Here is a 6,000-nt window from a genome sequence, read left to right on the forward strand (position 1 = left end):
GATGAGCAAAAAAACACGAAAGTGGTTGGTCCGCTTTTTACAAACATCTATTATGATAAGAGAAGAAAGGTAGTATGTTATCAACGTTTTAAAGAGGAAGGTTTTTATGTAAGTTCTTTAATTAAAATAGATGGGTCTTAGAGAGGTGAAAGACAATGAGTTTTGCAATTTCACTAGTCGTTATTATTGTAATTGTATCGCTATTTGGGACTGTACTAGTTGCAAGAAACGTGGAAGAGAATTACGGTAAGTCTACAAAAAGAAATGTGAAAAACTTATCTGCAATCTATATTCTTCTTCTTTTTGTTCTACTAGTTGGGGTAACATGGTATGCGGTAATGATCTGATAGTTTGTAAAAGAACTGAAATGAGAGTATGAAGTTGGAATTTTAGAAGCTATCGAGTAATCAGAAAGAGAGTCATTTTGGATATATCTATTTGCGGATAAGAAGATGTGACTAATTAATACTATTTTTAGAGTGAATACTGTTAGTAATAAATTGAGGATAGTTTGTTTTGAAAGGAGGCAACTATATGGAATGGAAACCAAATCGTGCAGATAAGACGCCTGTATATAAACAAATAGCGGATTATATTGAAAGGGGTATTTCTTCAGGTGAGTTTCCTTCTGAAAGTAAGTTACCTTCGGAGCGTATGTTAGCAAAAGAATTACAGGTGAATAGGAGTACGATAGTAGCTGCATATGAAGAATTAAAATCACTTGGAGTAGTAGAACGACAAAAGGGAAGCGGAACACGGGTCAATACAGACATATGGGGTGTCTCACATAAACGAATACCGAACTGGGGTAGGTACGTGGAGGATGGATCGTTCTTACCTAACGTACCACTCGTTCAACAAATTCGAACGGAAACACAAAAAGATGATTTAATTAATTTAGCAAGTGGTGAACTGTCACCAGAATTAATTCCAAGTGATAGATTTCGAACAATTTTATCGGAGAAAACATTTATGGAAAACCTCGGCTATGACCATCCACTTGGAAATGAGATGTTGAGAAAAACAATTGCAGCACATGTTCAGCAATATAAACGAATTGAAGCAGATTCAAGCTCTATTCTTATTACGTCAGGAGCACAACAGGCGCTTAATCTTATCGTTCAATGTTTATTAAAACCTGGCGATGCGATCGCGATTGAAGATCCTTCGTATTGTTTTTCGCTTCCAATGTTTAAATCGGCCGGTTTAAACATATTTCATTTACCTGTTGATGAGTATGGAATGAATCCAGATGACTTAATCGATTTGCACAAAAAGCATCGCATTCGTATGGTGTTTTTGAATCCAGATTATCAAAATCCAACGGGTACTGTGCTTTCATTAGCGAGACGTAAAAAAATTTTAGAACTGTCTTCTGAGTTCGGTATACCAATTGTAGAAGATGATCCGTATAGTTTAATTTCTTTTAATGGAGAAGTGAACCCGACATTAAAATCAATGGACCAAAATGGAAATGTTCTTTATATAAGTTCATTATCAAAAATTGTTGCATCAGGATTACGTATTGGATGGATAATTGGTCCTACACGTGTAATTGAGCGTTTAGCAGATGCAAAGCAACAAGTTGATTTTGGCCATAGTGTATTTACGCAGTGGGTAGCAAATCAATTTTTAGAATCAAAGGATTTCCATACACATATTACGATACTTCGTGGACAATTGAAGCAAAGAAGAGATGTATTAATTGCAGAGCTTGAAGGAACATTGGGAGACCGAGTTGAATGTTTCGTGCCAGAGGGTGGAATACATGTATGGTGTAAAGTGAAAGGAAAGTTTGATGAATATCACTTATTAGGTGAATCTATACAGAATGGTGTCGCATTTGTTCCGGGCAGTGTTTTAGGTTCGAAAAATGAATATATACGATTTACGTTTGGTAGAGCGAATATAGAACAAATTCAACTTGGAATTAAACGGTTTGCCGACACGCTACATGAGATTTCATAATATGGATGTGTGATAGTGAAATGAGGGAAAGAAATGAAGTACGTGACGCTTTTACTTCAAGTAGGTGTGCTATATGTATTTAGCCTAGTGGGTACGTGGATTCAAGGAGTATTCCATCTATCAATGCCAGGAAGTTTAATAGGGATGTTAATACTGTTCCTGCTCCTTTCCACTCGCGTTTTACCGTTAAAATGGTTTGAGTTAGGTGCGGAAAAGTTAATCGTATTTTTACCGTTATTTCTCATTCCTTTGACAACAGGTCTGATGGAATACGGGTCTTTTCTTTTTGGTAAGGGAAGTATTATATTCCTTTTAGTAGTTGCAAGCACGACAGTAACTTTGATTGTTTCAGGGTATATAAGTCAATTATTAGTCACATCAAAAAAATAAAATCGACAAGGTGCACGATTCAAATGGTCTTAATTATTATTACTGTAGCAATTTATTTCTTGGCGACAAAGCTATATGAAAAATTTACGTTCGCATTTACGTTACCAGTGTTAACAGTTACAGCAAGTATGATTTGCTTATTTCTAATTTTCGGTATTTCTCATCATGAGTATAGAGAGAATGGAGGGGATATTCTCTCCGGCTTATTGAGTCCTGCAATTGTAGCGTTAGCGATACCTTTATTTAAAGAGCGAAAAATACTTATGAAAAACTTTTTGTCGATACTTATCGGTGTAGCGGTAGGTATAGTGGCTTTAACGAGTATGAATGTAGTGATTGGTGAGATGTTAAATATAGATCAAGAACTCATATTAACAACACTCCCGCAATTAGCGACGATGCCTATTGCTATTTCATTAGCGGATCAAATTGGTGGTATTCCGTCTATGACTTCTAGTTTTGTAGTTGTTGCAGGAATCACAGGTGCTATTATCGGACCAACAGTACTTAAGTTTTTCCGTATAACGAGTACAATTGGAAAAGGAGTGGGAATGGGCTGCTCATCACATATTATTGGGGTAAGTCGTCTCGTGAAGGAAGGCGAGAAAGAAGCGACTATCGGTTCGGTAACGATGATTGTAACTGGAATACTCATTAGTATACTAATACCGTATGGAACGAAATTTATATTTTAAAATGTAATGGAGATGATGAAAATGACAACATGGTTTATAGTTACATTATTTATTTTTGGTGCGATTAAAGTACTAGTTTCTAGTATGCCGACTTCTGTTGTAGAATCAATTATTAGTAGATTTGAATTGCATCAAAAACTTGAGGAAGAGAATACCACTATATTGATAGACGGAAAAAATATAGAGGGGGAAACGAAACTACAAGTTATTCATGAATTTAACGAAGCTCTATTTTTAGATAAACATTATTTTCCGCCGCACGGGGAAGGAACACCAATCGTTATTAACACGAAGAAAGGGAATAAAGAGATTCGATTTTCTCTGTATAGCCATGAGGAACATGTTGATGTAATAAAGCAATATAAAAAGAAAATCGTTGCCTATCGTTTGCGTTCAAAACGCCTTCAAAATCCTACATCATTAGCAATAACTGAAGATTATGCTTAAAAAGAGATCGTTATAAAAACGGTCTCTTTATTAAAGTGGGTTATATAATTATTAAATTTTTATTCATATCGTAGTCCATTTGAAAGGGTATCAATAGCTTTCCAATCGTCAACAACAATTTGTTTATTATTTTTATGCATGATATTGTTAGCTATTAGTTTTTCAATGACTCGATTAAGATGACGGGTGGTTGTCCCGATTAAGGAGGCGATTTCATGATGATCTTTAGTATGAATTTCGCGCCCAAATAAATTAGATGGATTTCGGGCTGTACATAAATAACTAGCAAAGCGTGTTTCCACAGAAGCTAGTAAATTGATACGTGAAGCTGTTGTACAGGTTTGTAGTTTATAAGTGACGTGATGAATGAGTTCTTGAAGGAAGATTACATCTTGTAATAAGTAACTTTTTACATAATTTTTATCAATAAAAAGAAAATCCGTCTGTTGTTCGGAGGTTACATGAGATTGTATGTTTACGGACTGAATTAATTCAATATCTCCCATGATAGAAATGGCAGAACAAAATCTTAGTAATAATGCTTTACCTGTAATTACACTTGAAGTTATTTTTGTACGACCTGACATTTGAATATATAGGCCATCAATCATTTCGCCTTCGTGTAGTACAGTTTCTTTCGCTTCATATCTAAGGATCTTAAATGGATGATTGAATTGTTGGAATAGCTTTTTTATGTACTCGTTATTTAAGTAGCTTAATAACAAGGTATTATCTACAATATTTTGCATAATGTTTCTCCTTTTGGGACATCTGTCCTTTCTATTATAAAATAATTCATATACATTAAAAAGAAAGGAGTGATGTATATGAAATTTATTTTTGATATTGATGGTACTATTTGTTTTAAAGGGAACGCAGTAACGAAAGGGATAATTCACGCGCTAGACGTATGTCAAAGTAAAGGGCATGAGGTTATATTTGCATCAGCTAGACCGATTAGGGACTTATTACCGGTGCTACCAAATCATATGCATCATTATTCAATGATTGGTGGGAATGGGGCATTTATTGCAAAGGGAAAGGAGACTATTGAAGTTATAACTTTTGATCCAGGAACGGTAAGTGCTATACATTCAATAATAAAGAAACATAGCCTTTCATATTTGATAGATAGTCATTGGAATTATTCTTATACAGGAAGCGAGAATCATCCTATCTACAAAAACATAGATCCTAATCAACTGGCTAATAATGTACATATTGATGAAATTAAGGAAGTAGTGAAGGTGGTATTATTTCCTGACCATGTTCAAAAAGAATATATTATGAATATGTTAACAGAACTTCCTATACGTATTTATGAACATGATAATGAAGGGATCGTGGATATAAGCCCTGAGAATATTGATAAATGGATAGGGTTACAACGATTGGGTATAAAAGAGAGGGAATTCGTAGTGTTTGGTAATGATTCGAACGATTTATCAATGTTTCTACACGCTAAGGAAAGTATTTGTGTTGGGAGTCATGAAGTATTGGTGGGTCATGCATCCACATGTTTAAAAATAGATGAACAAAGTATTGTTAATAAAATAATTGAGTTATCCGAATTATATGCGTAATAAATATATGAAACATAATAAAAAAGAGTACGAAAAGGTTTGCTAGCCTTTTAGTACTCTTTTTTATTAATTATGAAATAATATACTTTCCAGATAAAAGAAAAGAAAATCATATAGCCAAATAAAGAATATGTATGATTCCAATCCAAACTATGAATAAAGAAACCGAATCTTTCAGAAATCTGTTCAAAAATGCTAGCACAAATACCTATTGAAATAATAAATAGAATTCTAGAAACTGTAGATAATGTTTTTGAAATTTGTATGAAAATCGTTGTTAAAATCGGTAGTACAAATAAAGTAAAGCCAATGTTAATTGAAAATATGGATGAGAAAGGTCTAACCGGAAAGGAATACATTTGTTTCGCAACAAAGAAAGCATCTAAGAAAGTTCCGATAATAGAAGAGAATAAGATTGTAATAACTAATGCGAAAAGGTTATTCTTCTTCTCGAAGGAGGACGTTTTTCTTTGCAAGAATTGCCAACTCAATTTTTTCGAGTGTTTTACAGTAGTCTTCTGTAATTTGTCCATGTATCCTTTCCTCCTTATCGGTTAAATAATGTATGACTTGCCAGTCGTTAAACCAATCTGCATGTTCTGTTTCTTCATGTTTCATATTTTTCCATGCATACATAAGTGCAGGGCTATATATACGGTGGGCATCACTTTTTAATTGGCATTTTTTTATTCTTCGTTTATAAAACTCTCTTGAAAAGGATTCATTCACACTTGAAAATAAATGTGGCCAATAATCTTTTCGTGATCCAGTATGTGGATGAGTGTCAGCCCATTGTAGTATACGAGCTAAAACGTGTTCATCATGAAACAATAATGTATATAATCGTTTTCCGAGCAAAATTCGTTCGTGTAAGGAAGTGAAATGTTTCATTGTATCACCAATTAATATTGTTTTTT

General features: G+C 34.0%; 9 protein-coding genes. 6 read left to right on the forward strand and 3 right to left on the reverse strand.

Features of this window, described 5'->3' with window-relative positions:
• Positions 1-155: 155 nt before the first annotated feature.
• The 5 genes from MR079_RS16490 to MR079_RS16510 all read left to right on the forward strand — a co-directional run bounded on the left by MR079_RS16490 (position 156) and on the right by MR079_RS16510 (position 3,500).
• Positions 156-347, forward strand: a complete 192-nt coding sequence (locus MR079_RS16490; RefSeq protein WP_000006459.1) for a hypothetical protein — start codon at positions 156-158, stop codon at positions 345-347.
• A gap of 187 nt (positions 348-534) precedes the next feature.
• Positions 535-1,968: a MocR-like pyridoxine biosynthesis transcription factor PdxR gene (gene pdxR, locus MR079_RS16495; protein WP_139867036.1), complete on the forward strand. Its 1,434-nt coding sequence runs from the start codon at positions 535-537 to the stop codon at positions 1,966-1,968.
• 33 nt (positions 1,969-2,001) lie between these two features.
• On the forward strand, positions 2,002-2,358 hold the full coding sequence (locus MR079_RS16500) for a CidA/LrgA family holin-like protein (RefSeq protein WP_242294310.1): 357 nt from the start codon (positions 2,002-2,004) through the stop codon (positions 2,356-2,358).
• A 23-nt stretch (positions 2,359-2,381) separates the two neighbouring features.
• On the forward strand, positions 2,382-3,053 hold the full coding sequence (locus MR079_RS16505) for an LrgB family protein (RefSeq protein WP_139867041.1): 672 nt from the start codon (positions 2,382-2,384) through the stop codon (positions 3,051-3,053).
• Between the two features lie 21 nt (positions 3,054-3,074).
• Positions 3,075-3,500: a YfmQ family protein gene (locus tag MR079_RS16510; RefSeq protein WP_087954531.1), complete on the forward strand. Its 426-nt coding sequence runs from the start codon at positions 3,075-3,077 to the stop codon at positions 3,498-3,500.
• A 59-nt stretch (positions 3,501-3,559) separates the two neighbouring features.
• Here MR079_RS16510 and MR079_RS16515 read toward each other — a convergent pair whose 3' ends face one another.
• Entirely contained in the window at positions 3,560-4,249 is a 690-nt protein-coding gene (locus MR079_RS16515) for a Crp/Fnr family transcriptional regulator (protein ID WP_242294311.1), read from the reverse strand.
• A 78-nt stretch (positions 4,250-4,327) separates the two neighbouring features.
• On the opposite strand from MR079_RS16515, the gene MR079_RS16520 reads away from it, so the two are divergent.
• On the forward strand, positions 4,328-5,083 hold the full coding sequence (locus MR079_RS16520; RefSeq protein WP_139867045.1) for an HAD-IIB family hydrolase: 756 nt from the start codon (positions 4,328-4,330) through the stop codon (positions 5,081-5,083).
• A gap of 50 nt (positions 5,084-5,133) precedes the next feature.
• Here MR079_RS16520 and MR079_RS16525 read toward each other — a convergent pair whose 3' ends face one another.
• Positions 5,134-5,616, reverse strand: a complete 483-nt coding sequence (locus MR079_RS16525) for a CBO0543 family protein (protein ID WP_242294312.1) — start codon at positions 5,614-5,616, stop codon at positions 5,134-5,136.
• Positions 5,522-6,000, reverse strand: a 479-nt coding sequence (locus MR079_RS16530; protein ID WP_242294313.1) for a DUF2515 family protein, incomplete at its 5' end; no start/stop codon positions are given. The genes MR079_RS16530 and MR079_RS16525, both read right to left, overlap by 95 nt.

The sequence above is a fragment of the Bacillus cereus group sp. BfR-BA-01381 genome, from assembly GCF_022663555.1.
Classification (GTDB): domain Bacteria; phylum Bacillota; class Bacilli; order Bacillales; family Bacillaceae_G; genus Bacillus_A; species Bacillus_A pacificus.

Bases quoted from the DNA above. Each gene is read 5' to 3' on its own strand.
- MR079_RS16490 (WP_000006459.1), top strand. From the start codon at position 156: ATGAGTTTTGCAATTTCACTAGTCGTTATTATTGTAATTGTATCGCTA.
- pdxR (WP_139867036.1), top strand. From the start codon at position 535: ATGGAATGGAAACCAAATCGTGCAGATAAGACGCCTGTATATAAACAA.
- MR079_RS16500 (WP_242294310.1), top strand. From the start codon at position 2,002: ATGAAGTACGTGACGCTTTTACTTCAAGTAGGTGTGCTATATGTATTT.
- MR079_RS16505 (WP_139867041.1), top strand. From the start codon at position 2,382: ATGGTCTTAATTATTATTACTGTAGCAATTTATTTCTTGGCGACAAAG.
- MR079_RS16510 (WP_087954531.1), top strand. From the start codon at position 3,075: ATGACAACATGGTTTATAGTTACATTATTTATTTTTGGTGCGATTAAA.
- MR079_RS16515 (WP_242294311.1), bottom strand. From the start codon at position 4,249: ATGCAAAATATTGTAGATAATACCTTGTTATTAAGCTACTTAAATAAC.
- MR079_RS16520 (WP_139867045.1), top strand. From the start codon at position 4,328: ATGAAATTTATTTTTGATATTGATGGTACTATTTGTTTTAAAGGGAAC.
- MR079_RS16525 (WP_242294312.1), bottom strand. From the start codon at position 5,616: ATGGACAAATTACAGAAGACTACTGTAAAACACTCGAAAAAATTGAGT.